Origin of the sequence: Dyella amyloliquefaciens, from assembly GCF_004296575.1 — a bacterium.
Taxonomy (GTDB): domain Bacteria; phylum Pseudomonadota; class Gammaproteobacteria; order Xanthomonadales; family Rhodanobacteraceae; genus Dyella; species Dyella amyloliquefaciens.
On sequence record NZ_SAYT01000002.1, the window covers coordinates 409,717 to 432,188 of the forward strand.

At 63.9% G+C, this 22,472-nt stretch carries 23 protein-coding genes and 5 tRNA genes; 5 read left to right on the forward strand and 23 right to left on the reverse strand.

The features are described from left to right. Positions 1-2: 2 nt before the first annotated feature. Positions 3-1,547, reverse strand: a complete 1,545-nt coding sequence (locus EPB08_RS06340) for an XrtA system polysaccharide chain length determinant (protein WP_229238237.1) — start codon at positions 1,545-1,547, stop codon at positions 3-5. Positions 1,548-1,584: 37 nt separating this feature from the next. Continuing rightward, entirely contained in the window at positions 1,585-2,208 is a 624-nt protein-coding gene (locus EPB08_RS06345) for an XrtA/PEP-CTERM system exopolysaccharide export protein (RefSeq protein WP_130618226.1), read from the reverse strand. A gap of 360 nt (positions 2,209-2,568) precedes the next feature. Between EPB08_RS06345 and EPB08_RS06350 the strand changes: the two genes are divergently transcribed. Both EPB08_RS06350 and EPB08_RS06355 read left to right on the forward strand, forming a co-directional pair. Continuing rightward, complete coding sequence (locus tag EPB08_RS06350; RefSeq protein ID WP_130618227.1) at positions 2,569-3,369, forward strand: glucose 1-dehydrogenase; 801 nt, start codon at positions 2,569-2,571, stop codon at positions 3,367-3,369. 224 nt (positions 3,370-3,593) lie between these two features. Continuing rightward, positions 3,594-3,896, forward strand: coding sequence for a hypothetical protein (locus EPB08_RS06355; RefSeq protein WP_130618228.1), 303 nt, complete (start codon positions 3,594-3,596; stop codon positions 3,894-3,896). 114 nt (positions 3,897-4,010) lie between these two features. Here EPB08_RS06355 and EPB08_RS06360 read toward each other — a convergent pair. The 7 genes from EPB08_RS06360 to rlmE all read right to left on the reverse strand — a co-directional run bounded on the left by EPB08_RS06360 (position 4,011) and on the right by rlmE (position 7,622). Beyond that, positions 4,011-4,086: transfer RNA gene (locus tag EPB08_RS06360), tRNA-Lys, on the reverse strand. 30 nt (positions 4,087-4,116) lie between these two features. After that, positions 4,117-4,193, reverse strand: a tRNA-His gene (locus EPB08_RS06365). Positions 4,194-4,208: 15 nt separating this feature from the next. Next, a tRNA-Arg gene (locus EPB08_RS06370) sits at positions 4,209-4,285 on the reverse strand. A gap of 26 nt (positions 4,286-4,311) precedes the next feature. Beyond that, positions 4,312-4,388, reverse strand: a tRNA-Pro gene (locus tag EPB08_RS06375). Between the two features lie 173 nt (positions 4,389-4,561). After that, positions 4,562-4,638 (reverse strand) — tRNA-Arg (locus tag EPB08_RS06380). A gap of 390 nt (positions 4,639-5,028) precedes the next feature. Then, positions 5,029-6,975: an ATP-dependent zinc metalloprotease FtsH gene (ftsH, locus tag EPB08_RS06385; RefSeq protein WP_205746295.1), complete on the reverse strand. Its 1,947-nt coding sequence runs from the start codon at positions 6,973-6,975 to the stop codon at positions 5,029-5,031. Continuing rightward, on the reverse strand, positions 6,972-7,622 hold the full coding sequence (gene rlmE, locus EPB08_RS06390) for a 23S rRNA (uridine(2552)-2'-O)-methyltransferase RlmE (protein WP_130618229.1): 651 nt from the start codon (positions 7,620-7,622) through the stop codon (positions 6,972-6,974). The genes ftsH and rlmE overlap by 4 nt, the downstream gene beginning before the upstream one ends. An 84-nt stretch (positions 7,623-7,706) precedes the next feature. Here rlmE and yhbY point away from each other — a divergent pair, with 84 nt between their 5' ends. Together yhbY and EPB08_RS06400 are read left to right on the forward strand one after the other, a co-directional pair. Continuing rightward, positions 7,707-8,003 carry a ribosome assembly RNA-binding protein YhbY gene (yhbY, locus tag EPB08_RS06395; RefSeq protein ID WP_130618230.1) on the forward strand — a complete coding sequence of 99 codons (297 nt, stop codon included), beginning with the start codon at positions 7,707-7,709 and terminating at the stop codon, positions 8,001-8,003. Beyond that, positions 8,003-8,377, forward strand: coding sequence for an Mth938-like domain-containing protein (locus tag EPB08_RS06400; protein WP_130618231.1), 375 nt, complete (start codon positions 8,003-8,005; stop codon positions 8,375-8,377). The genes yhbY and EPB08_RS06400 overlap by 1 nt, the downstream gene beginning before the upstream one ends. 117 nt (positions 8,378-8,494) lie before the next feature. Here EPB08_RS06400 and EPB08_RS06405 read toward each other — a convergent pair whose 3' ends face one another. From EPB08_RS06405 to surE, 4 genes are all read right to left on the reverse strand, one after another. After that, complete coding sequence (locus tag EPB08_RS06405; RefSeq protein ID WP_130618635.1) at positions 8,495-9,481, reverse strand: peptidoglycan DD-metalloendopeptidase family protein; 987 nt, start codon at positions 9,479-9,481, stop codon at positions 8,495-8,497. Between the two features lie 65 nt (positions 9,482-9,546). Then, positions 9,547-10,155 (reverse strand): YqaA family protein, encoded by a 609-nt coding sequence (locus EPB08_RS06410; RefSeq protein ID WP_130618232.1) that lies wholly within the window; start codon positions 10,153-10,155, stop codon positions 9,547-9,549. 190 nt (positions 10,156-10,345) lie between these two features. Beyond that, on the reverse strand, positions 10,346-11,026 hold the full coding sequence (locus EPB08_RS06415; protein ID WP_130618233.1) for a protein-L-isoaspartate(D-aspartate) O-methyltransferase: 681 nt from the start codon (positions 11,024-11,026) through the stop codon (positions 10,346-10,348). Positions 11,027-11,030: 4 nt separating this feature from the next. Then, positions 11,031-11,822: a 5'/3'-nucleotidase SurE gene (gene surE / locus EPB08_RS06420; RefSeq protein ID WP_130618234.1), complete on the reverse strand. Its 792-nt coding sequence runs from the start codon at positions 11,820-11,822 to the stop codon at positions 11,031-11,033. Positions 11,823-12,009: 187 nt separating this feature from the next. Between surE and EPB08_RS06425 the strand changes: the two genes are divergently transcribed. Beyond that, a complete protein-coding gene (locus tag EPB08_RS06425; RefSeq protein ID WP_130618235.1) occupies positions 12,010-12,555 on the forward strand; it encodes a Smr/MutS family protein in 546 nt (181 codons plus the stop codon). Positions 12,556-13,154: 599 nt separating this feature from the next. Here the strand turns inward: EPB08_RS06425 and truD are convergent. The 10 genes from truD to cyoC form a co-directional block, all read right to left on the reverse strand. Beyond that, positions 13,155-14,168: a tRNA pseudouridine(13) synthase TruD gene (gene truD / locus EPB08_RS06430; protein WP_130618236.1), complete on the reverse strand. Its 1,014-nt coding sequence runs from the start codon at positions 14,166-14,168 to the stop codon at positions 13,155-13,157. A gap of 55 nt (positions 14,169-14,223) precedes the next feature. After that, entirely contained in the window at positions 14,224-15,642 is a 1,419-nt protein-coding gene (gene mgtE, locus EPB08_RS06435; protein ID WP_130618237.1) for a magnesium transporter, read from the reverse strand. After that, on the reverse strand, positions 15,639-16,112 hold the full coding sequence (gene ispF, locus EPB08_RS06440; RefSeq protein ID WP_130618636.1) for a 2-C-methyl-D-erythritol 2,4-cyclodiphosphate synthase: 474 nt from the start codon (positions 16,110-16,112) through the stop codon (positions 15,639-15,641). The genes mgtE and ispF overlap by 4 nt, the downstream gene beginning before the upstream one ends. A 14-nt stretch (positions 16,113-16,126) precedes the next feature. Then, a complete protein-coding gene (gene ispD, locus EPB08_RS06445; RefSeq protein WP_425598241.1) occupies positions 16,127-16,816 on the reverse strand; it encodes a 2-C-methyl-D-erythritol 4-phosphate cytidylyltransferase in 690 nt (229 codons plus the stop codon). Positions 16,817-16,818: 2 nt separating this feature from the next. Next, positions 16,819-17,142 (reverse strand): cell division protein FtsB, encoded by a 324-nt coding sequence (gene ftsB, locus EPB08_RS06450; protein ID WP_130618239.1) that lies wholly within the window; start codon positions 17,140-17,142, stop codon positions 16,819-16,821. A gap of 19 nt (positions 17,143-17,161) precedes the next feature. Next, positions 17,162-18,475, reverse strand: coding sequence for a phosphopyruvate hydratase (gene eno, locus EPB08_RS06455; RefSeq protein WP_130618240.1), 1,314 nt, complete (start codon positions 18,473-18,475; stop codon positions 17,162-17,164). Between the two features lie 94 nt (positions 18,476-18,569). Next, complete coding sequence (gene kdsA / locus EPB08_RS06460; RefSeq protein WP_130618241.1) at positions 18,570-19,403, reverse strand: 3-deoxy-8-phosphooctulonate synthase; 834 nt, start codon at positions 19,401-19,403, stop codon at positions 18,570-18,572. Then, positions 19,400-21,070 (reverse strand): CTP synthase, encoded by a 1,671-nt coding sequence (gene pyrG, locus EPB08_RS06465; RefSeq protein ID WP_130618242.1) that lies wholly within the window; start codon positions 21,068-21,070, stop codon positions 19,400-19,402. Before pyrG ends, kdsA begins: the two co-directional genes overlap by 4 nt. 389 nt (positions 21,071-21,459) lie before the next feature. After that, positions 21,460-21,837 (reverse strand): cytochrome o ubiquinol oxidase subunit IV, encoded by a 378-nt coding sequence (cyoD, locus tag EPB08_RS06470; RefSeq protein WP_130618243.1) that lies wholly within the window; start codon positions 21,835-21,837, stop codon positions 21,460-21,462. Beyond that, positions 21,837-22,472 carry a cytochrome o ubiquinol oxidase subunit III gene (cyoC, locus tag EPB08_RS06475; RefSeq protein ID WP_130618244.1) on the reverse strand — a complete coding sequence of 212 codons (636 nt, stop codon included), beginning with the start codon at positions 22,470-22,472 and terminating at the stop codon, positions 21,837-21,839. Before cyoC ends, cyoD begins: the two co-directional genes overlap by 1 nt.

Below are 22,472 nucleotides of genomic sequence, written 5' to 3' on the forward strand. Positions count from 1 at the left end.
GGTCATCCCTTCAGTCGCACCCAGACGGCGATCAGATAGACGACGGCAACGCCGAGCACGATCAGCGTCAAGATCATGTTCCGCAGGTGGTCGCGCCGGCGGTCCCTTGGCGTCGGGTAGAACGGAATCGAGGCCAGCACCGGCACACCGATGGCGTGTTCGACTTGCCATATCGAACGGACACGCGGATCGAACCACACCAGTGCGAACAGCAGCCCCAGCGGCAGGGCGATGGACAATGCGATACCCGCCAGGCCGAAATGCATGAAGCGCAGGCCGGACGGCGTCAGCGGCATGACCGCTGGATTCTGGATAAGGAAGTTGAGGCCACGCTGCTCGGCATCGAGATTCATCGACACTCGCGCGTTCTCGCGGCGCTTCAGCAGGTCCTGGTAGACATCGCGGTTGACGTTGTAGTCACGCGTCAGCTCTGCCGTGACGTTCTCGGAATTGGCGATGCGCGTGCTGCGCTGCAGTTCCGTCTGCAGCATCGATTCGCTCGCGCTCATGCGCGCCGCCGCGGCAGCCGTGGAGGCACGCGTCGAGGCCAGCTGCGTCTTGATCTGCTGATACGCGGGATTGAATGTCACGCTGCTGTCCAGGGCGGTCGGCGTCCCCGCCATCTTTGCGGCCGCCTGGTGCTGCTCGGCCGTCGCCAGCTGCTGCTTCAGGTCGTCCATCTGGTGCCTGATGCGCACCACATCGGGATACGAATCGGTGTAGGTGAGCTGCAACCTGCTTAGCTGCGCCTGCAGCTCGCCCAACTGGGCCCGCAATGCGCCATCCGCGGTCTGTACGGTGTTGACCTCGGATTCCCCGTTGAGCTGCGCCGCCAACGATGCTTCCTGCGACCGGCGCTCCATCAGGTCCATCCGCGACGACTCGATCTGAGTGCGCAGCTGGCTGATGCGCGCCGCCGTGTCGGCCTCGTTGCCGGGACGCGCATCGGCATTCTCGTCGCGATACAGCTTCAGCTTGTCCTCGGCGTCGGTGAGCTTCTTGCGATACGCCTCGACCTGGCTATTGATGAACTCGTACGCCTCGCGGCTTTCGCGCTGCTTCGAAGCCAGGCTCTCGCTGATGAACAACTGCGCGAACGCCCGCGTCACCTCGTAGCTGCGGCGCGCGTTGTTGTCGCTGTAGGTGATGGTGATCAGGTTGTCCCGGGCAATCAGCACCACGGTGCGCGACTTGATGCCCTCGATGATGCGGTCCTGCTCGAGCGGCGACGGGTTGCTCGCCATCCAGCCGCCGACCTCCAGGATGCGCGACATCACCTTCCGCCCGAAGATCACGTCACGCGCCATGCTGGCGCGGTTCTTGTTGCCCGTCGGCGCCGCGGCACCTTCCATCAACGGGGTGATGATGGTGCTTTCCTGCGCAAGAATCGTCGTAGACGCGACGTACTTGCGCGGCCACAGCATGCCCACCGCCAGCGCCACCAGTGCAATCACTGCAAAGCCCACACCGAGCGCCAGACGGCGGCGACGCGCTTCGTTGATCAATGACGGCACGAGGCTCGACATCGGCCTGAGTTCTCCACTCATGGCAGCACCTCCCTTTCCCTAGTCCCCTGGCGCGGCGTCAGAACGCCCGCATCGGCACCGTAACGACGTCTCCGGGCTGTACCGGATAGTTGGTAGCGAGATCGCCCTGTTGCAGCACCTTGTCCAGGCGAATGGCGTAAGGCGTGGTCACGCCATCCTTGCCTTCGCGGAACAATTCAGTGCGATCCGGCGCGGCGAATTCGGTGGTGCCACCCGCCGCCAGCACGGCATCGAGCACCGTCATGCCCTGGCGATAAGGCAGCGAAACCGGCGTGCGCACGGCGCCGGTGACGCGCACGCGCGAAAGATATTCGTGGCTGCGCAGCGCGGTAAGGATCACCGCCACCTGCGGATCACGCACGTAGGATTGCAGCTTGCCCTTGATCTCGACCGCGACTTCCTCCGGCGTCTTTCCGCCAGCCATCACGTCGCCGATCAGCGGGACGGTGATCTTGCCGTCAGGTCGCACCGGCACGCTGACACTGAGGTCGGGGTTCTGCCACACCGTGACCTGCAGCTGATCGTCAACGCCAATAAGGTAGGTTCCAACGGCTTGCGCCTGCGGGTCGATCTTGGGCGCATCGGTCGAACCGCGGCCCGTGGCACACGCGGCCAGCATCGCGGTAAGGCACAAAACAACGAACAAACGTAGACATTTCATGGCGGGCCCCCTGCGCATACAAAATGTGAACTGCGTCACCTAGGAGTATATCCACGCCCCAACAGAACTTGACAAAACCATTAGTTCTATGACTTGCCGCACATGGATTCGCAAGAAAGCCGCGCACGCTTTCGACATGATTCGCACGGTGGCGTCGGCGATACTGAATGCGAACGCCCAACAGCCCGTTACCGCGCCGTCCATCAGCCACAAGACAGCACCGGGTTTAGACCATTTGGCCGATGAGGCCACGCATGACACCCGCGCGTCGATGCGCGAAGCCATGCACCTCCTGCTTCCGGTTGATATGGCCGGCATGAAGCCGTCCCTACCCGCATCGACAGCCATCCAGGAACCACCATGCCCAAGGCTCCCGATATCGCCGCCCATGACGCCAGCCCGCTCACGGGAAAGACCGTCCTTGTCACCGGTGGCGCACAAGGCATAGGACGCGGCATCGCGCAGGCCATACTCGGCGCAGGCGGGTGTGTATGCATCGGTGATCGCGATGTCGAAGCGGGCAAGGCCTGCATCGACGAATGGCAGGCTGGAACACGCGCCCACTTCATCGCCGTCGACGTGGCGCGCGAAGCCAGCATCCAACGCTGGATCGCCGCCGCACTCAAGCGCTTCGGTCGCATCGATGGCCTGGTGAACAACGCCGGCATCGCCCATCCGCACGTCGCACCACTCAGCGAACTCGCGCTGTCCGATTGGAACCGCTACCTCGCCACCAATCTCACCGGAGCATTCCTGTGCTGCAAGCACGCCATGCCAGAACTGAAAAAGCATCACGGCGCGATCGTGAACATTGCATCCACACGCGCACTGCAATCAGAACCGGATACGGAAGCCTATGCGGCAAGCAAAGGAGGACTCGTTGCCTTCACTCACGCATTGGCTGTAAGCGCAGGACCAAACGTGCGCGCCAACGTGATTCTCCCTGGCTGGATTGCAACGGATGCGTGGCGCAAGCCGTCGGAGCGAAGCAAGCCATCACTCAGTCGGCGCGATCACGCTCAGCATCCGGCAGGTCGAGTGGGCACGCCCGAAGACATCGGTGCGCTGGCCGTCTATCTGCTCTCGGAGCCATCGAGTTTTATCACCGGCCAATCGTTCGTCGTGGACGGCGGCATGACGATCAAGATGCAATACGCCTAGCGCGACACATCCAGCTCGACAGTCGCCGAGATCGCATGTACGAGCGACATGGCGCATATCACTACCGCTTACGCGAGATCAGCGTTCGGTGACGAAGGCTGCTCAAAGCATGCCTCCTGCGCACACGCAACGTCATTGGCATGTTTCCGGCTATCAAATTTCTGGCTGATTGTTAGCCGCTAACACCCAGACGAAGGTATCCACCCGGCTTGAGGAGCAGAGCCATGGCAGCCAAAGAGCAAAGTCGAAGCGCAAAATCAAAACCTGCGGACACGGCGCCCGGCAGCAACCCACTCGTGTCGACCGACGCTCTCGTCGAGGTGGAGTTTGGGAACGTCGTGGATCAGAACCACGTGACGTGGGGCGTAATCAGCAATATGCAGGGAGCGGTGCCTGGCTATACAACACTCCAGCACTACATCAATGCCGGGTATCGGATCGACAAAATCGTGCCGTCCACGTACCCGACGACCGCTGCTCAGTCGATAGGCCCACGGTTCGCACTCGTTTCGTTGAAGTTGGATTAGCTAGCGCACGGCGCCGATCGAGTTGCTGACCGAACCGGAAAGTACGTCAGGAGTACACAGCCAAATCGCGGACAAGAAAAAGGCGCTTAGATTTCTCCAAGCGCCTGTTCCAATTGGTGGGCCGTGAAAGATTCGAACTTTCGACCAATTGATTAAGAGTCAACTGCTCTACCAACTGAGCTAACGGCCCATGAAACTGTTTTAACTTACATAGGTCAACTGGGGTGGAAGATGGGACTCGAACCCACGACCCTCGGAATCACAATCCGATGCTCTAACCAGCTGAGCTACATCCACCACAAAACCTTGAGTTGGCGCGCCCGACAGGAATCGAACCTGCAACCGTCGGCTTAGAAGGCCGATGCTCTATCCGGTTGAGCTACAGGCGCTTGTGCACATTGTGCATAGCATCTGCTGGTCGGGGCAGAGGGATTCGAACCCACGACATCCAGCTCCCAAAGCTGGCGCTCTACCAGGCTGAGCTATACCCCGATTTCGAACCCTCAACCGCTTTCGCGGGCTGAAGCTTTGAAATGCTACGGGTGACGCTTCGCCTAGTCAATCCGTATCAAAGCACACCGAACTTCCAACTCTTGTCCGGCCCGTTTGGCGATTTCCTGCCTTGCGGTGCAATCCGTGGTGTTACCACCTCGTCTTGCCTTAAATGGCGCGCCCGGAGAGATTCGAACTCCCGACCACCAAGTTCGTAGCCTGGTACTCTATCCAACTGAGCTACGGGCGCGTTTTTAAACTTTTGCTTTGTCGCTTAACCATCTTAGTGGAAAGCGCCGAAGCGAGAAGCGGAATTATTCAGATTCGAGGCGTGTGCGTCAACACTTTTTTTCATATTTTTTTCATCGCCGCCAAACAAACTTCAACTACAGCGATGAATGCACTTCACTCGAGCCGCCTATCTTAACCGCCCTCTCCATATTCGGCTAGGCCCTTGCGCAAAAAAAACCTCGCCTATAGGTGCGCAACACGTGTGCAACCACGAAATATAGGGTTCCAGCTGCACCACATCGCCTTGCACGAGACACGCTGGCGACGCCGATACTCCCACGCCAAACCAGATCGCACGCAAAAGAAAAGGCGGCCAAGGCCGCCTTTTCCATCGTCTACCAGGCTTCGATCACTGATCGGCGATGCGGCTCTGCGTCGCGGGATCGCCCACCTTGCCAGTGTCGCTGCGCGGCGGCGGCGGAGGCGGCGTGGAGCTGCTGGTGGAGTTCTTCGACCAGTCAGCCGGCGGACCAGGCGTACGCCCGGACATGATGTCGTCGATCTGGTGCGCATCGATCGTTTCGTACTGCAGCAGGGCATCAGCCATCACATGCAGCTTGTCGATGTTCTCGGTGAGCAGCTGCTTCGTGCGCGAGTAGGCACGATCCAGAATGGCGCGCACTTCCTCGTCGATCTTGCGCGCGGTCTCGTCGGAAACGTTCTTGTGCTGCGTCACCGCGCGACCCAGGAACACTTCGTCCTCTTCCTCGCCGTAGGTCACCGGGCCGAGGTTGTCGGACAGACCCCACTTGGTCGCCATGTTGCGGGCCATCTTGGTGGCGCGCTCGATGTCGTTGGAGGCACCCGTGGTGACCTTGTCCTCGCCGAAGATCAGCGCCTCGGCAACGCGACCGCCGTACAACGAGCACAGCTGCGACTGGATCGCCACGCGATTCATGCTGTACTTGTCGCCTTCCGGCAGGTACATGGTCACACCCAGCGCGCGACCGCGCGGGATGATCGTGACCTTGTAGACCGGATCGTGCTCAGGCACCAGGCGACCGACGATGGCATGACCCGCCTCGTGATACGCCGTCAGCTTCTTCTCGTCTTCGCTCATGGCCATCGAGCGGCGCTCGGTGCCCATCAGGATCTTGTCGCGCGCCTTGTCCATGTGCGTCATGCGCACTTCGCGTGCATTCTCGCGCGCAGCGAACAGCGCGGCCTCATTGACCAGGTTGGCGAGATCGGCGCCGGAGAAACCCGGCGTACCGCGCGCGATGGTCATCGCATCGACGTCGGAAGCGGTCGGCACACGGCGCATATGCACCTTGAGGATCTGCTCGCGGCCCTTCACGTCCGGCAGGCCGACCACGACCTGGCGGTCGAAACGGCCCGGACGCAGCAGCGCCGGGTCCAGCACGTCCGGACGGTTGGTGGCGGCGATAACGATGACACCCTCGGTGCCTTCGAAACCGTCCATCTCGACCAGCAGCTGGTTGAGGGTCTGCTCGCGCTCGTCGTGACCGCCGCCCAGGCCGGCGCCGCGATGGCGGCCGACCGCGTCGATTTCGTCGATGAAAATGATGCACGGCGCGTGCTTCTTGGCCTGCTCGAACATGTCGCGCACGCGGCTGGCACCGACGCCCACGAACATTTCGACGAAGTCGGAACCGGAGATGGAGAAGAACGGCACCTTGGCTTCGCCCGCGATGGCCTTGGCCAGCAGGGTCTTGCCGGTACCCGGCGGGCCCACCATCAGCACGCCGCGGGGGATCTTGCCGCCCAGCTTCTGGAACTTGCCCGGGTCGCGCAGGAACTCGACCAGCTCGCCCACTTCTTCCTTGGCTTCGTCGCAGCCTGCGACGTCGCTGAAATTGACCTTGATCTGGTCCTCACCCTGCAGCTTGGCGCGCGAACGGCCAAAGCTCATGGCGCCCCGGCCGCCTGCGCCGGCCTGCATCTGGCGCATGAACCAGATGAACACGCCCACGATCAAGATGATCGGCAGCCAGTTGAGCAACAGGCCGAGCAGCGAGAAGCCGTTGTTGGACGGCTCCTGGCGGACCTCCACGCCCTTGTCCTGCATCTGCTTGACCACCGAGTTGGTGGACCAGCCCAGGACCGGCGCGACGGTGCGGAACGAGCTGCCGTCCTTCAGCTTGCCGCTGATGGTGGCCGGCTGGTCCGCGCTGATGGTGGCCGCAGCCACATTGCCGTTGTCCACGCTCTGCACGAAGCTGCTGTAAGGCAGATCCGAGGAGGACGCGCCATGCGGATTGAAGCTCTGGAACACCGTCAGTAACACGACTGCGATGATCAGCCAGAGCAGCAGGTTTTTCGCCATTTCATTCATGCACGGTTCTCGCCCGATTGCCCGCCATGGATCTTGCGCCCCATGGCTAATGCATACACTTCCCGCGAACGCGCACGGGAAGCCTTAGGTTTACGCATCGTTACGCGGGTGAAGTCTGCGCGCAAGCTGCGTACGTATTCGTCAAAGCCTGTCCCCTGGAACAACTTGATCAGGAAGGACCCACCCGGTTTAAGCCACTGGCGGCTGAAATCCAGCGCCAGCTCGGCCAGGTCCATCGCCCGGATCTGGTCAGCCAGGGCCACGCCACTCATATTGGGGGCCATATCCGACAGCACAAGATCGACCTGCTGGCCCTGCAGGCGGCTTTCCAGCTCGCGCAGGACCGATTCCTCGCGGAAATCGCCCTGGAGGAAGTCCACCCCGCCTATGCCCTGCATGGGCAGGATGTCCATGGCGATCACGGTTCCCGTGTCGCCCAGGCGCTGCCGCACCAACTGGGACCAGCCGCCAGGCGCCGCGCCCAGGTCGACCACCCGCATACCGGGCTTGAGCAGGCGATCCTTGTCGATCAGCTCTTCCAGTTTGTAGACGGCACGCGAACGCGCCCCCTCAGCCTGGGCCTTCTTCACATAAACGTCATCGAAATGCTCCCGCAGCCAGCGGGAACTGCTTTTGCTGCGAGACATGGGTCGGCAACTGCCACAGATACGGGGGAGATGGCCCCATGATAACCTTACCGGTCCTATCGCAGCGAATCCGAGACTGAACGCATGGCACTTTCCCCCTCGCAGCGTCGCTATCTGCGCAGCCTTGCCCATGACCTCCACCCCGTGATCCTCCTCGGCGCCAAGGGCGCGACCGAGGCCGTGGTGAAGGAACTGGACCTGGCTCTCTCCCATCACGAACTGGTCAAGGTGAAGCTTTCCGGTGGCGACAAGGAAGAGCGCCAGCAGCAGATCGATTTTCTGACCGAAGGCACGAAGTCGGAAAGCGTGCAGCAGATCGGCCATATCGTGGTGCTGTTCCGCCGCAACGAAGACGAGCCGAAGCTCGCCCTGCCCCGCTGATGGATCTTTCGCTCGATCGCCCCGGCACTTATCTGTTCGTGCGCCGCGTCGGTGCGCGCAGCGTCACCGTGGTCGATCGCGAACTCACCTCCAGCTTCCTGCTGTCGCCCGAGCGCGCCGTGGAAAACTGGCCGGTGACCGCCTCGAGCGAGCTGGATGCCAGCCACGTGGACGCCATCCTCGAACTGAAGCCCGAAGTCGTCCTGCTGGGTACTGGCGAGCACCAGGTATTTCCTGCCCCCGCCTTCATGGCCGGCCTGTTGCGCAAGGGCGTGGGCGTGGAAGTGATGGACAACGCGGCGGCGGCACGCACCTACGACCTGCTGGCCGGCGAGCATCGCCGCGTAGTCGTGGCTTTCATTCTGCCGGCCTGATCCCGGCCGGCCTTCCCTATTTCTGTAGGAGCGCACCCAGTGCGCGATGGCCGTGCCTTAGCGTGGCCTAGTCGCAGGTTTATCGCGCACTGGGTGCGCTCCTACAACAGCAACATGTCAGCGCGAGGGCAGATAACCCATCGGATCGACCGGGTTGCCGTCCTTGCGGATCTGGAACTGCAGCTCGTCACGCGCAGCGCCGGTGGAACCCATCTCGGCGATCTGCTGGCCTGCCGTGACGCGCTGACCTTCCTTCACCAGTCGCTTGCTGTTGTGGCCATAGGCCGACAGGTAGCTGTCGTTGTGCTTGACGATGACCAGCTCGCCGTAGCCCACGAGGCCATTGCCGCTGTAGACCACCACGCCATCGGCGGCGGCACGAACCGGATCGCCCGATTTGCCGGCGATCTCGATGCCTGGGATCGCATCGCCAGACTGGAAGCGCTTGATCAGCGAACCATCAGCGGGCCAGCGCCAGGTGACGCCACCATTCGCACGGGTGGCGCCAGGAGCGATGGCTGCCGGCGGTGTCGGCGGCGGCGTATTGGCGGCCGTCGCGGCGGGGCCACCTGCGACCGGCACCACGGGCGTGGTGCTCGCAGCCGGCTCTGGTGTCGGGGCTGGTGGCGGCGTCTGCGCAGGCGCCGCCGTGGTGGCCACGGATGACGTGCCCGCAGGGTTTCCCGGATGGGGGGCCGCAGGAGGCGGGGTCGTCGCCGGCTTGCCCGTGGAGGCGGCCACGGCAGGAGCAACATGCGCCGATGCGCTCGCCGTTGCCGGCTTGCCGTTGACCGGCGCCAGCTTCAGCTCCTGCCCCGGCCAGATGGTGTACGGCGCGTCGATGTTGTTCCAGCTCGCCAGGTCGCGGAAGTCGACGCCGTTGCGGAACGCGATCGAATAGAGCGTATCGCCCTTGGCGACCTTGTAGCTTCCGCCCGGCGCGGACCTGATCACCGTCGCCGGTGCCACGGTAGTGGCGTGCGATGAAGTTGCTCCCGCTGAAGGCTCGACCACGACCGAGCGCTGCGTTCCGCAGGCAGCCAAAGCCAGGATGGCAGAGGCCAGGGCGACTGACCGGAGATATCCATTCATGGCGGGCAGCATACCGAGGCGGCACGGCTTTTTCATGCGTGTGGCCATCCGTGGTGCGTCAGCGCGCCGGCCATCGTTCAGCGCGACCAGAGCCACCAGCCCAGCAGGGCCGCCAGAATCACCAGCGCCGCCCAGCCGATCCGCTCGATGTGCTTGTGCAGGATGCGCTCGGCGCGCTCGCCAAAAATGCGGATCAGCAGCGCCAGCAACCACACGCGCTTGCCACGTCCCACGGCCATGCAGACCAGGAACGGAATCACCGGCACGCCGACGATGCCCGACGCCCAGGTGACGAACTTCATCGGCACGACCGGCTGCAGCGCCGCGAGCGCGAGCACCACCAGCAGGCCGAGCCAATGCTCTTTCATCTGCAGGCGCAGGTTGTCGACGCCCTTCTCGATTGGCGCCAACAGGTGAAAGGTATCGAGCAGCGGCGACAACGCGTGGAACGCCCAGTGACCCAGCGCGTAACCCACTAGCGAACCCAGCAACGAGAACAGCAGGCTGAGGTTGGCGTAGAAGAAAGCCTTGTGACGCTTGCCGAGCATCATCGGCGCCAGCATCACTTCCGGCATGATCGGGAAGATAAAAGCCTCGACGAAGCTCAGCCCGCACAGGTAATACACAGCCCTGGGGTGGCGCGCCCACGTCAGGGCGCGCGCATACAGCGGTCCGAACAGACGCATGCTCAGGAATTTCCTTGTAGGTAGGGCCTGTTTGATGGCTCCGCGTGGCTCGCGCCGGGATCGGTTTGCGCGCAGGCCAAGGAAGAGTGAGGGCGTGTATGTCGATACACAACCGAGTGATGACGCTGGCATGCGGGCAAACAGACCCGGCCCGGGCTGCGCGGAGCCGTCAAACAGGCTCTTGAGCGCATCAACCGATGCCGCCCAGCAAGGGCACGAAGCTGACCGCGCCCAGTTCCTCTTGAATGAAGTCACCCTGCCCGTCGCCACGCATGCGGATCAGCATCTGGTTGCTGGGCGAGCCGACCGGCGCCACCAGCACGCCCGTAGGGCTGAGCTGGTCGAGCACGGCGTGCGGGATTGCATCGCCGGCCGCGGTGAGGATGATGGCGTCGAACGGCGCCTCGTCGGCCCAACCGAGCTTGCCGTCGTCATGACGCGAGCGGATGTTGGTCAGGCCCAGCTGGCGGAAGCGACGACGCGCCTGGCGCAGCAGCTCCTCGATGCGCTCCACCGTATAGATCTGCGGCACCACCTGCGCCAGCACCACCGCCTGATAACCCGATCCGGTGCCGATCTCCAACACCTTCTGAGGCACGCCAAACTCCAGCAGGGCCTCGGTCATGCGCGCCACTACCCACGGCTGGGAGATGGTCTGACCATGGCCGATCGGCAATGCGGTGTTTTCATAGGCGCGTGAATGCAGCGCCTGGTCGATGAAATGATGGCGCGGCGTATTGCGGATCACGTCAATGACGCGCTGGTCGCGGATGCCATCTTCCTTGAGCTTGGTCGCCAGGCGATCACGCGCGCGCTGCGAGGTCATACCCTCGCCTTTCAATGCGGATGGCGGCAAAGGATGCACGTTCATGCCCTCACGCCGCCTCTTCGGCGTTCTTGCCGCCGACGCCTTCGTTCAACGCACCCACCCAGCTGCTGACTTTTTCCAGCGCCTGGAACCGCGTGAGATCCACATGGATGGGCGTCACCGAAACATAGCCGCGGCGCACCGCATTGAAGTCGGTGCCCGGACCGGCGTCATCGACGTCACCGGCAGGACCGATCCACCAGATGGTCTTGCCGCGCGGATCGGTCTGCTTGATGCACGGCGCCGAGCGATGGCGCTTGCCCAGGCGGGTGACCTCGAAGCCGCGGATTTCTTCCCAGGGGAGATCCGGCACGTTGACGTTGAGGATGGTGTCCGCGGGCAGCGGATCGACCAGCAGGCGCTCCATCAGGCGCAGCACGGCGTTGGCCGCCGACTCGTAATGGATGCCGGTGTGGTCCTTGCTCACCAGCGACACCGCGATGGCAGGCAGGCCGAGAAAGCGCCCTTCCATCGCCGCCGACACGGTGCCGGAATAGATCACGTCGTCGCCAAGATTGGCGGAGTTGTTGATGCCGGAAACAACGATATCCGGCTCGTAGTCGAGCATGCCGGCCAGTGCCAGATGCACGCAGTCCGTCGGCGTACCGGCGACGCGGAAATAGCCGTTGTCCATCTGCAACACGCGGATGGGGGCGTCCAGGGTGAGGGAATTGCTGGCGCCGGAGCGGTCACGGTCCGGCGCTACCACCGTAACCTGGCCGACCACGCCAAGGCGCTCGGCGAGCACGCGGATGCCAGGTGCGTCCACGCCGTCGTCGTTTGAAACCAGAACTCGCATGATGATCCGTTCAAAGCCTGTCGCGGCGGTTCCGTCTCGACGAAACGCGCCGGGTGAAGCCTGAAGTCTACCGGACCGGGGCCGCGGTTTCACATTGCCCGAAAGCCCGGCTGAGTCGCCCGTCTCACGAGCCCCGCTCACTCCCGGCGCGACGCCGAATCCCTTCGACTGCATTACGATGTCGGGCATGAAACACCGTCCTCCCGCCCCGGTCACTGACGACGATGCACGCCTGTTTCGCGAGGCCATCGGTGACGTGAAGCGCCTCGATCCGGTGGCCCCCGCACCCGCCGCACCCAAACCTGAGCCCGAGCCACGGATGTTCGAGGCGGATGAGGCCGCGGTGCCTGGCGAATTGCTGGACATGGCATTCGATCCCACCCTGCTCGAGGTGGGCGAGGAGCTGAGTTACCTCCGGGACGGTTATTCGCCCAAGCTGCTGCGCCAGCTCAAACGCGGCCAGTTCAGCGTGCAGGACGACATCGACCTCCACCACATGAATGCCGCCGCGGCTCAGGCCTGCATCAACGACTTTCTCGCCGAAGCCAAGCGACGAGACATTCACTGTGTGCGCATCGTGCACGGAAAGGGACTGCGTTCGCGCGCGGCCGGGCCGGTGCTGAAGGCGCTGACGGACCGGATGTTGCGGCGGCGTGATGACGTGGTGGCGTTTGCTTCGGCTAGGCCGATGCAGGGAGGGACGGGGGCGGTGGTGGTGCTTTTGAAGGGGTGAGTGTTCGCTCGCCCTTCATCGCGAATCTTCTGTTGCGGGAGCGCGCCCGGCGCGCGACCGGCCTGCCGCGATTTCCCATATGCCGTTTCAGGTGCACTCGGAAAGGAGCAGGAGATGCGCTCGTTTCGTGAGGCGAGCTTTTACTCCCTCTCCCTCCGGCGACCCGAAGGTAGTCCCTGTGGGAGAGAGGGCTGGGGAGAGGGTGCGACTCTTGCCCCAGGTCCCATTGTTGAGGTCTAGAGCCTTTTTTCCATTCGATGCGTGGCCGCCAGCGTGCCGCCTACGCGGCGGGCGTTTCGATCCCCTGCCGGCGCTCGAGTCACTTTTCTTTTGCTGGCCCACGCACGCGCTCTTTGCGTGCGAACGGCGAAGCCGGCCCGAAGGGCGGAGGGCGAATGCCCGGAGTCAAAGAAAAGTAACCCAAAGAAAATGGCCCTAAGAGCCAGGGCTCATAGCGGTATGGGGGATAGAAGCGTCAGATGACCGGTGCAAGCCGAATTACGAACGTCCTACCTCATAGGGCGCGGCTACACCGCAACGCGCCGTGGCGGTGGGAGCTTAAAGCTGCGCAGCTGCTCCGCCGCAAGGATCACTGAAGTTCAAGTCCTCGCCAACTCTCTAACAACCGTCGTCGCATACGCGCCCGCCGGCAGCTCAAAGCTCAGCTCCAGCGCATCGCCTTCCAGCCAGCGCCAGCTGAGATTGCGCGGAATCATGCGCAGCGCGCGGCGTTCCTGGTCCATCTTGGCGGCGACCAGGCCGTCGGAAAGATCGGCGTTCGCCGCTGCAACCGCATGCTCCAGCGCAGCCACCTCCGCCTGGGTCGGCGGCTCGCCACGACCCCACAGCGGACCCGAGGGATGGATGTCGCCTTTCGCCAACCGCTCGGAAAGCACGGCATCGAAGTGCTCCGGACCGAACCACGATCGTGAGCCATCCAGCGACCAGATCTCGCCATCCATCGGCGAGTCCCAGCAGCCCTGCTCGACGCGTGCGGCCAGCACGCCATTGAAGATGTGCGAGCGTGCTGCGGAGAGCAGGAAATGTCGCTTGTCGCGATCGACACGACGCCCGGCGAACATCGCTCTCGCCTGCGCCACGTTGCCGCCTTCGCGACCGAAGCGCTGCTCGCCGAAATAGTTGGGCACGCCACGCTGCTTGATCTGGGCGAGCACCTGCTCTGCCACGTCACGATCACCCTGCACTTCTCGCAGCACGAGCACGAACCGGTTGCCGCGCAAGGCGCCGCGCTTGAGCTTGCGCTTATGGCGCGTCGCGGCCAGCACCTTCACTTCCGCGTGCGGAAAGGTAGACCAGTCGGGATCGGGCTTGCCTGCCAGTTGCACCGAGAAGGTCTGGCGCGTGACCGCATGGCGGTCCTTGAGGCCCGCGTAACCCACATTGAGCGGCGGCACTTCGGCGAAACGCGCGAGCTCTTTCGCCACCCAGTCGGTATTGGAGCCGCGCTTCTCTACCCACAGCAGCGCGTGTTCGCCTTCACCGTCGGCGTCATAGCCAAGGATTTCCTCGACCTGGAAATCCTCGGGGCTGGCGCGCACCACGGCAGTCAGCGACGGGTTGCCATAGGCATAGGGCAATTCAAGATCGGACATGGGACTCCACCGGTCATGCCGGCATCAACAGAAGGTCAGACGCGCCAAAGGCGCATTACATCAGGAACAGCGTGGCGAGGCCGAGAAAGATGAAGAAGCCGCCTGAGTCGGTCATGGCGGTGATCATTACGCTGGATCCCAGCGCCGGATCGCGGCCCAGCTTCGTCATCAGCATGGGAATGGCCACGCCGCAGAATGCCGCAAGCACCAGGTTGAGCGTCATCGCGGCGGTCATCACGACGCCCAGCGGCAGGTTGTCGTAGAGCATCCACGCCACCACGCCGATCACGCTGCCCCAGACAAGGCCGTTGACCAGCGCCACGATGATCTCCTTCAGCCACAAGCGCCGGGCGCTCGCCGGTGAGATCTGGTCCAGTGCCAACGCGCGCACGATCATGGTGATGGTCTGGTTGCCCGAGTTGCCGCCGATGCCGGCGACGATGGGCATCAAGGCCGCCAGCGCCACCAGATGCTGGATGGAACCTTCGAACAGGCCGATCACGCGCGAGGCGATGAAGGCTGTGACAAGGTTGACCGCCAGCCACGCCCAGCGATTGCGCACGGACTTCCAGGCCGAGGCGAAGATGTCTTCCTCTTCGCGTAGACCGCCACGGCTCAACGCTTCGCTTTCGCTCTCTTCGCGCAGCACGTCCACCATCGCATCGATGGTGATGCGGCCGATCAGGTGGCCGCTGCCATCGACCACCGGCGCGGTGACGAGGTCGTAGCGCTCGAAGGCCTGCGCGGCTGCGTAGGCGTCGTCGGTGGGGTGAAATGTGTTGACGTCTGGCGCCATCACGGCGCTGACCGTCTTGTCCGGCGAATTGACCAGCAGCCAGTGCAGCGGCAGCACGCCAGTCAGCAGGTTTTCCTGGTTGACCACGAACAGCTTGTCGGTCTGCTCGGGCAATTCGTCGAAGCGGCGCAGGTAGCGCAGCACGGTTTCCAGTGTGATGTCTTCGCGGATGGTGACCATCTCGAAGTCCATCAACGCACCGATCTGGTCGTCCGGATAGGACAACGCGGCCTGCACGCGCTCGCGCTGCTGCGCGTCGAGGCTGGCCATCAGTTCGGGCAGTACCCCGGTGGGCAGGTCTTCGACGAGATCGGCCAGTTCGTCCGCGTCCAGCGGCTCGACAGCAGCGAGGATCTCCTGCTCGTCCATGTCCGCGATGAGCGTTTCTCGCACCGCGTCCGACACTTCCAGCAGGATTTCGCCGTCGCGATCTGCCTTCACCCGTTGCCAGACGGCCAGGCGGCTTTCCAGCGGCAACGCTTCCAGCACATAGGCGATATCGGCCGGATGCAGTGCGTCGAGCAGGCGCTGCAATTCCGTCTGGCTTTCGCGAAAACCCTGGTCGGTATCGGGTTCCGGGAGTTGCCCCAGCCCGTGCAGCTTGCGCAGCAACTCGCTGATGAGATCAAGCTGCTCGTGCAACCGCGAAGCCGAGCCGCGGGCGCCGGCCTCACTCATGCCATGACCAGCAACACGCAGGCCTGGGCGGCGATGCCTTCGCCGCGACCGGTGAAGCCGAGCTTCTCGGTGGTGGTGGCCTTGATGCTCACGCGGCCGATATCACATCCCAACTCTTCGGCCACTGCTTCGCGCATGGCCAGGGAGTGCGGCCCCACCTTCGGCGCCTCGCAGATCACCGTGACGTCGGCATTGCCCAGGGCGTAGCCCTGCTCGCGCATCAGCTTTGCGGCGTGGCGCAGGAAGATCCGGCTGTCCGCGTTGCGCCATTGCTCCTGGCTCGGCGGGAAATGACGACCGATATCGCCCAGCGCCAGCGCACCGAAGATCGCGTCGCACAGGGCATGAATCACCACGTCGCCATCGGAATGCGCCACCACGCCGCGGTTATGCGGCACACGCACGCCGCCGAGCATCACGTGGTCGCCCTCGCCAAAGACGTGGACATCGAAGCCCTGGCCGATCCGCATCATCGAGTTGCTCCTTACTTCGTACGCGGCAACAGAAATTCGGCCAGCGCGAAATCCGCGGCCGTCGTCACCTTGATGTTGTCTTCGGCGCCTTCGACCAGCAAAGGTGCAAAGCCTGCACGCTCCATCGCCATCGCCTCGTCGCTCACCGTGATGCCCGCAGCCGATGCCGCTTGCAGCGCCCATGAAAGATCGCCGCGACGGAACATCTGCGGCGTGAAGGCGCGCCAGCGATGGTCGCGCGGCTCGGTTTCATGGCTGCGCCCGTCGCCACCCGCACGCTTGAGCGTATCGCGCAGCGGGGCGCCAAGCAGGCCGCCGCCGGCCGGCACACCCTTCTCGATCAGCCGGGCGATGTCGGCTTCGCGCACGCAAGGACGCGCAGCGTCGTGCACCAGCACGAATGCGTCTTCAGAGACTTCCGCAGGAAGTGCATTGAGTCCAGCGAGCACGGAATCGCAGCGCTCGGCGCCGCCGATGGCCGTCAGCACCGGCTTGCCGCCGAGCTGGGCGATGGACGGCCAGAGTTCGTCGCCCGCGCCGAGCACCACCATCAGGCCGGCAATCAACGGATGGGCGGCCAGCCGATCCAGCGTGTGCAGGATCAACGGACGCCCTGCGAGCGGCAGGTATTGCTTGGGAAGATCGCCACCGACCCGGGTGCCGCGACCCGCCGCCGGCACCACGCACCACAGGGCCGCCATGATCAGCGGCCGCCGGTGGAAGCGGCCGGCGCGGGCGCCTGGTTGGCGCCCGGCTTTTCAACCACCTGGTAGAACGTCTCGCCCGGCTTGATCAGGCCCAGCTCGGCACGTGCACGCGCCTCGACGGCCTGTTCGCCGTGCTTGAGGTCGTCCACGTCCGCGCCCAGCGCCTGGTTGCGCTGCTGCAGCTTGTCGTTGTCCTCGCCCTGCTTTTTAACGGCCGCGCGCAAGGTTTCCACCTCGCGCACGCCGCCATTGCCGTGCCACAGTTTCATCTGCAGCGCGATCAGCAGGACGATAAGGATCAGGGCGACCCAACGCACCATGGGCGATCTGTGCTCCCTGTCAGCCCGGCAGGTGGGCGAGGTTCGGGAACGCGTTGCGACCGGCGTAGGTCGCAGCCGAACCCAGTGCCTCTTCGATGCGCAGCAGCTGGTTGTACTTGGCCACGCGATCGGTGCGGCACAGCGAACCGGTCTTGATCTGGGTCGCGGTGGTCGCCACGGCGATATCGGCGATGGTGGTGTCTTCCGTCTCGCCCGAGCGGTGGGACACGATCGCGGCGTACTTGGCCGCATCGGCCATGGCGATCGCTTCCAGCGTCTCGGACAGCGTGCCAACCTGGTTGACCTTGATCAGGATGGCATTGGCGATCTTCTTGTCGATGCCTTCCTGGAAGATGGCCGGGTTGGTCACGAACAGGTCGTCGCCGACCAGCTGCGTGCTCTTGCCGATGGCATCCGTGAGGTGCTTCCAGCCGGCCCAGTCGCCTTCGGCCATGCCGTCTTCGATGGTGACGATCGGGTACTGCTTGGCCCAGCTGGCCAGCACGTCCACCCACTGCTCCGGCGTGTAGACCTTGCCCTCGCCTTCCAGGTCGTACTTGCCGTCCTTGAAGAACTCCGAGCTGGCCACGTCGAGGCCAAGCAGGATGTCACTGCCCACCTTGTAGCCGGTCTTGCCGACCGCTTCGAGGATGGTGTCCAGCGCTTCGATGTTGGAACGCAGGTTCGGTGCGAAGCCGCCTTCGTCACCCACGGCGGTGTTGAGGCCCTTGCCCTTCAGCACGCTCTTGAGCGCGTGGAAGATCTCGGTGCCGGCGCGCAGCGCCTCGGCGAAGGTCGGCAGGCCGACCGGCAACACCATGAATTCCTGCACGTCGACGTTGTTGTCGGCATGCGCACCGCCGTTGATGATGTTCATCATCGGCACCGGCAACGCGCCCGGCTTGCCGGTGGTGCCATTGATGGTGGCCAGGTACTGCCACAGCGGCTGGCGGTTCTGCGCGGCAACGGCGTGAGCGGCGGCCATGGACACGCCGAGGATGGCGTTGGCGCCCAGCTTGCCCTTGTTCGGGGTGCCGTCGAGGTTGATCAGCTTGGCGTCGAGGCCACCCTGGTTGGCGGCGTCGAAACCCTTGAGCTCGCTGGCAATTGAGTTGTTGACGTTGAGCACGGCGTTCTTCACGCCCTTGCCCAGGTAACGGGCCTTGTCACCGTCGCGCAGCTCCACCGCCTCGCGCGAACCCGTCGACGCACCACTCGGCACCGCCGCACGGCCAAAGCCGCCACCGGCCAGGGTCACTTCCGCTTCAAGCGTGGGGTTGCCGCGGGAATCGAGGATTTCACGTGCGTGGATGCGGGTGATTTCTGTGCTCATGGGGTCCGTAGCTTGATGAGGTGAATGAAGCGAGGGGGAACCATCCTGCCTGATTTGCGGGGGATTCGCTTCATTCGCGCCTCCCTGTGGCGAATCAGAGCGTGTGTTCCAGGAACGTGTGGCGCTTGGTCACCTGGTCGAGTTCGAGCAGGGTTTCCAGCAGCGCTTCCATCTTGCCGAGCGGCCAGGCGTTGGGGCCGTCGCTCAGGGCTTTTTCCGGGTTGGGATGCGTTTCCGCGAACAGGCCCGACACGCCCACTGCCACCGCCGCACGCGCCAGTACCGGCACGAACTCGCGCTGGCCGCCCGAGCTGGTGCCCTGCCCCCCCGGCAGCTGCACCGAGTGGGTGGCGTCGAACACGACCGGGCAACCGGTGTCGCGCATCACGCTCAGCGAGCGCATGTCCGACACCAGGTTGTTGTAGCCAAAGCTCGCGCCGCGCTCGCAGACCATGATGTCGTCGTTGCCGACGGCCTTGGCCTTCTCGACCACGTTCTTCATGTCCCACGGCGCGAGGAACTGGCCCTTCTTGATGTTCACCGGCTTGCCGGCGCGCGCCACGTTCTGGATGAAGTCGGTCTGGCGGCACAGGAAGGCCGGCGTCTGCAGCACGTCGACCACGGCGGCCACTTCGTTCATCGGCGTGTATTCGTGCACGTCCGTGAGCACCGGTACACCGAGCTGGCGCTTCACCTCGGCCAGGATCTTCAGGCCCGCTTCCATGCCCGGACCGCGAAAGCTGGTGCCGGAGGAACGGTTGGCCTTGTCGAAGCTGGACTTGAAGATGAAGTGGATGCCGAGCTTGGCGGTGATTTCCTTGAGCTTGCCGGCGGTATCCATCTGCAGCTGCTCGGACTCGACCACGCAGGGGCCGGCGATCAGGAACAGGGGCTGGTCCAGGCCGACTTCAAAGCCGCACAACTTCATGCAACGGACTCCTTGGCAAGACGCTCACCCTCGCGCACCGCCTTGAACTCGCGGGCGGCCTGCACGAAACCGATGAACAGCGGGTGGCCATCGCGCGGGGTGGAGGTGAATTCCGGATGTGCCTGGCAGCCGAGGAACCACGGGTGCTTCTGCTGCGGCAGCTCGACGATCTCCACCAGCAGGTCGTCCATCGACTTGCCGGAGATCACCAGGCCCAGATCCTCGAACGGCTGGCGGTAGCGGTTGTTGAACTCGTAGCGATGACGATGGCGCTCGCGCACCACGTCCTGGCCGTACAGCTGGCGGGCCAGCGTACCGGTCTTGAGACGGCACTCCTGGGCACCCAGGCGCATGGTGCCGCCCAGGTCCGAGCGCTCGTTGCGCTGCTCGACTTCGCCGGTCGCCGTGGTCCATTCGGTGATGAGACCGATGACCGGGTTCGGCGTGTTGCGATCGTTCTCGCTGGAATCGGCGTCGGTGAGACCGCCGACATGACGGGCGAAATCCACCACCGCCGCATGCATGCCGTAGCAGATGCCGAAGTACGGCACGCCCTTTTCGCGGGCGTACTTGGCCGCCAGCACCTTGCCTTCGAAACCGCGCTTGCCGAAACCGCCCGGCACCAGCACGGCGTCGGCGCTGCCGAGTACCTTGGCGGCGCCCTCGGCCTCGACCTGCTCCGAATCAACCCAGTTGAGATTGACGCGGGTCTGCTGCTTGATGCCGCCGTGGCGCAGCGCCTCGCCCAGGGACTTGTAGGCGTCCTTGTGCTCGACGTACTTGCCGACGATGGCGACGGTGACCTCGTCCTTCGGGTTCTCCACGGCGTCGACCGTGCGCTGCCACGAGGACAGGTCGGCCGGGCCGGCCTGCAGGCCGAAGCGCTTGACCACGATCTCGTCGAGGCCCTGCTTGTGCAGCCACAGCGGCTGCTTGTAGATGATGTCCACGTCCGCCGCGCTGATCACGGCGTTCTCGGGCACGTTGGTGAACAGCGCGATCTTGCGGCGCTCACCGTCCGGCAGCGGCTGCTCGCAGCGGCACAGCAGCACGTCCGGCTGGATACCGATGGAGCGCAGCTCCTTCACCGAATGCTGGGTCGGTTTGGTTTTGATCTCGCCGGCGGCCTTGATGTACGGCACCAGGGTCAGGTGCATGAACAGGCACTTCTCCGGGCCATGCTCGATGCGCAGCTGGCGGATGGCTTCCAGGAACGGCAGCGACTCGATGTCGCCCACCGTGCCGCCGATCTCGACCAGCGCCACGTCGAAGCCGCGGGTGGCCTCGTGGATGCAGTGCTTGATCTCGTCGGTGATGTGCGGGATGACCTGCACGGTGGCGCCCAGGTAGTCGCCGCGGCGCTCCTTGCGGATCACCGACTCGTAGATCTTGCCCGTGGTGATGGAATTCTTGCCCGTGAGACGGGTATGGACGAAGCGCTCGTAGTGGCCCAGGTCCAGGTCGGTCTCGGCGCCGTCGTCGGTCACATAGACCTCGCCGTGCTGGAAGGGACTCATGGTGCCCGGATCCACGTTGATGTACGGATCGAGCTTCATCATGGTGACCGAGAGGCCACGCGCTTCCAGGATGGAAGCCAGCGACGCCGCGGCGATGCCCTTGCCAAGCGAGGACACCACACCGCCGGTGACGAAAATCAGGGGGGTCATGGGATGCAGCCGTGCTGGAAATTTGTATTTTAGAGGAAGAACGGTCCCGCCGCGAGGGCTTGCGGGTGGGTAAATGACTGGGGTGTTCAAGTTCGGGGCGCGGCGCCCCTCGACAGGGCCCGGCTCTCCGGCTTTTGACCGTCATTCCGGCGCAGGCCGGAGACGCTCTTCAACAGCCTAAGGGCTGGTCATCCAGTGGCGGTCACGCTTGGTTGTCGCGGCAGGGGCTGGACGGTTTCTCGACAACCGAACCAAGCGGCGCTGGATTCCGGCCTGCGCCGGAATGACGGTCATGGAGGGTGGACCGAAACCCGGTCGCGCCGTCGTTCCCTGCCCTCCAAAAACAAAGGCGCCCGAAGGCGCCTTTGCGATGACTCCCGAAGCCGGCCTTATTCCACCGGCATCATGTGGGACGTCGGGTGCATCATGTTCACATTCATGTTGTGCAGCACCCACAGCGAGCCGACCACCACGATGGCCAGGATCAGCAGGGTGAACAGCATGATGGCGAGGTTGCTGCGCTGCGACGGCGACGTGCCCATGTGCAGGAAGCAGACCAGCTGGACGACCAGCTGCGCCACGCCGAACACGATGATGCCCGGCATCATCAGGTCATGTGGCACCAGGCCGCTCATGACCACGCCGAACGAGGCGAGGGTCAGCACCACCGACAGCGCGAAGCCGATCAGGTAGGACTTGGTGCTGCCATGGTCGGCATGGGCGGCATCGTGATGGGCCGCGTCGTGGGAATCGTGAGCACCGGACATCAGATGGCCCCCCGCAAGTAGACGAAGGTGAACACGCAGATCCAGACGATATCCAGGAAGTGCCAGAACAGGCTCAGGCACGACAGGCGGCGACGGGTGTCGTCGTTGAGGCCGAAGCGGCGCATCTGATCCATCATCACCACCAGCCAGATCAGGCCGCAGGTGACGTGCAGGCCGTGCGTGCCCACCAGGGTGAAGTAGCTGGACAGGAAGGCACTGGTGCTCGGGCCCGCGCCCTCATGGACGAGCTTGGCGAACTCGTAGACTTCCATGCCGATGAAGCCGGCACCGAACACGAAGGTCGCCGCCAGCCATGCCAGCAGCTTGCCCTTGTGGCCGGCATGCATGTTGAGCATGGCCATGCCGAAGGTGACCGAGGAGATCAGCAGCAGCATGGTCTCGCCGAGCACGTAGGGCAGCTCGAACAATTCCTTGCCGGTGGGACCGCCCGCCGTGCTGTTGCACAGCACGGCAAACGTGGCGAACAGGCCCGAGAAAATCAGGCAGTCGCTCATCAGATAGATCCAGAACCCCAGCAGGGTCTTGGATCCATCGTCGTGGTGGTGATGATCGACGCCGCCACCGTGGACGTCGTCGAGTGCGCCATGGGAGACGCTTACTGCGGCACTGCTCAT

What these genes read in the sequence shown, in the direction of transcription:
- EPB08_RS06340 (WP_229238237.1), bottom strand. Translation starts at nt 1,547, where the DNA reads ATGAGTGGAGAACTCAGGCCGATGTCGAGCCTCGTGCCGTCATTGATC.
- EPB08_RS06345 (WP_130618226.1), bottom strand. Translation starts at nt 2,208, where the DNA reads ATGAAATGTCTACGTTTGTTCGTTGTTTTGTGCCTTACCGCGATGCTG.
- EPB08_RS06350 (WP_130618227.1), top strand. Translation starts at nt 2,569, where the DNA reads ATGCCCAAGGCTCCCGATATCGCCGCCCATGACGCCAGCCCGCTCACG.
- EPB08_RS06355 (WP_130618228.1), top strand. Translation starts at nt 3,594, where the DNA reads ATGGCAGCCAAAGAGCAAAGTCGAAGCGCAAAATCAAAACCTGCGGAC.
- ftsH (WP_205746295.1), bottom strand. Translation starts at nt 6,975, where the DNA reads ATGAATGAAATGGCGAAAAACCTGCTGCTCTGGCTGATCATCGCAGTC.
- rlmE (WP_130618229.1), bottom strand. Translation starts at nt 7,622, where the DNA reads ATGTCTCGCAGCAAAAGCAGTTCCCGCTGGCTGCGGGAGCATTTCGAT.
- yhbY (WP_130618230.1), top strand. Translation starts at nt 7,707, where the DNA reads ATGGCACTTTCCCCCTCGCAGCGTCGCTATCTGCGCAGCCTTGCCCAT.
- EPB08_RS06400 (WP_130618231.1), top strand. Translation starts at nt 8,003, where the DNA reads ATGGATCTTTCGCTCGATCGCCCCGGCACTTATCTGTTCGTGCGCCGC.
- EPB08_RS06405 (WP_130618635.1), bottom strand. Translation starts at nt 9,481, where the DNA reads ATGCTGCCCGCCATGAATGGATATCTCCGGTCAGTCGCCCTGGCCTCT.
- EPB08_RS06410 (WP_130618232.1), bottom strand. Translation starts at nt 10,155, where the DNA reads ATGCGTCTGTTCGGACCGCTGTATGCGCGCGCCCTGACGTGGGCGCGC.
- EPB08_RS06415 (WP_130618233.1), bottom strand. Translation starts at nt 11,026, where the DNA reads ATGAACGTGCATCCTTTGCCGCCATCCGCATTGAAAGGCGAGGGTATG.
- surE (WP_130618234.1), bottom strand. Translation starts at nt 11,822, where the DNA reads ATGCGAGTTCTGGTTTCAAACGACGACGGCGTGGACGCACCTGGCATC.
- EPB08_RS06425 (WP_130618235.1), top strand. Translation starts at nt 12,010, where the DNA reads ATGAAACACCGTCCTCCCGCCCCGGTCACTGACGACGATGCACGCCTG.
- truD (WP_130618236.1), bottom strand. Translation starts at nt 14,168, where the DNA reads ATGTCCGATCTTGAATTGCCCTATGCCTATGGCAACCCGTCGCTGACT.
- mgtE (WP_130618237.1), bottom strand. Translation starts at nt 15,642, where the DNA reads ATGAGTGAGGCCGGCGCCCGCGGCTCGGCTTCGCGGTTGCACGAGCAG.
- ispF (WP_130618636.1), bottom strand. Translation starts at nt 16,112, where the DNA reads ATGCGGATCGGCCAGGGCTTCGATGTCCACGTCTTTGGCGAGGGCGAC.
- ispD (WP_425598241.1), bottom strand. Translation starts at nt 16,816, where the DNA reads ATGGCGGCCCTGTGGTGCGTGGTGCCGGCGGCGGGTCGCGGCACCCGG.
- ftsB (WP_130618239.1), bottom strand. Translation starts at nt 17,142, where the DNA reads ATGGTGCGTTGGGTCGCCCTGATCCTTATCGTCCTGCTGATCGCGCTG.
- eno (WP_130618240.1), bottom strand. Translation starts at nt 18,475, where the DNA reads ATGAGCACAGAAATCACCCGCATCCACGCACGTGAAATCCTCGATTCC.
- kdsA (WP_130618241.1), bottom strand. Translation starts at nt 19,403, where the DNA reads ATGAAGTTGTGCGGCTTTGAAGTCGGCCTGGACCAGCCCCTGTTCCTG.
- pyrG (WP_130618242.1), bottom strand. Translation starts at nt 21,070, where the DNA reads ATGACCCCCCTGATTTTCGTCACCGGCGGTGTGGTGTCCTCGCTTGGC.
- cyoD (WP_130618243.1), bottom strand. Translation starts at nt 21,837, where the DNA reads ATGTCCGGTGCTCACGATTCCCACGACGCGGCCCATCACGATGCCGCC.
- cyoC (WP_130618244.1), bottom strand. Translation starts at nt 22,472, where the DNA reads ATGAGCAGTGCCGCAGTAAGCGTCTCCCATGGCGCACTCGACGACGTC.